The sequence below is a fragment of the Rhodobacter sp. P2_H5 genome, from assembly GCF_056403335.1.
In genome coordinates, this window is sequence record NZ_JBFUFS010000079.1 from 1 (window position 1) to 975 (window position 975).

At 58.7% G+C, this 975-nt stretch carries 2 protein-coding genes; both read right to left on the bottom strand.

Annotated elements, in window-relative coordinates; all coding sequences use genetic code 11:
- Positions 1 to 531, bottom strand: a 531-nt coding sequence (locus AC1DVR_RS23575; protein WP_478003058.1) for a HipA N-terminal domain-containing protein, incomplete at its 3' end; no start/stop codon positions are given.
- Position 532: 1 nt separating this feature from the next.
- Positions 533 to 781 carry a helix-turn-helix domain-containing protein gene (locus tag AC1DVR_RS23580; RefSeq protein WP_478003059.1) on the bottom strand — a complete coding sequence of 83 codons (249 nt, stop codon included), beginning with the start codon at positions 779 to 781 and terminating at the stop codon, positions 533 to 535.
- Between the last annotated feature and the right edge of the window lie 194 nt (positions 782 to 975).

Below are 975 nucleotides of genomic sequence, written 5' to 3' on the forward strand. Positions count from 1 at the left end.
ATGGTCGCCAATGCGAAGGTAGGCGGTTTTTTCCTGTGCCCCGGCGATGGAGATCCGGAAATCCTCGTCATCCCCGAGTGCCAAGGGTGCGGCGGCAAGGTTCTTAAGATCGGCGACCATCTCCTCTTCGGAAATCTGGCGATAATCCATATCTTGGGCCGCGGGTTCTTCCTCCAAGGGCAAGAATTGCAACGCCCCCACACAGTCCCGCCCAAGCGCAGACAGAAGGGAGAAGACATCTTTGCCTTCGGCGCCGACTCGCGCCGCGATCTTTTCGCGCAACTCTCCTTCGGCATCGGGCAGCAGGTTGTCGAAAGCGGCAATCACCGGATCGCCTTTCCAGTCTCCTTGGGTCAGCGGCAGCACACTGGCGACGGGGAAAGCCAAGTCCGAGGCCAGCCAGGCTGGATCGTAGGAAAAGGCAACRCCGCCATCGGTAGCCCTGATCAGCGTGCCGACCCGTGTCCGTTCATACCAGACTGCAGTCTTGCTACGCCGGATGCCGGCCCGCCTGCGTGCCAAGCGTGCCATGTCAGTTCGCATCCTGATCAGGCATGCGCCCGGTCACGGTCAACTCAGCACCGAGGGCTTCGAGAAGGCGCAGATAGACGTCGAGGCTGACCGAAACGACGCCCGTCTCAATATCCGAGATGGTGGATTGGGCAGTACCCGTCGTTTCAGCGAGTTGCTTCTGGGTCATCCCCTGGGCACGCCTGCGGGCGCGAAGGGCTGCTGCCGCGTGCCGGAGGCTACGTATGGAATGGGTGAGGGGCTTTTCCATACCAAACTGATAGTCTGTCGGCGATATTTCGTCAATATAGCCAAAAGACGATTTTTCCGTGATATCCCAGTTAAGCTATAATTATGAAATATCGTTCAAGGGCGATGCGGAAGTCTCAGCAGGGCGCAAAAAGAAGTAGAACTCGGCTAAGGCGAGCCGGACAGATCAAGCGTCAGCCCGTTGGGATTCCGGGC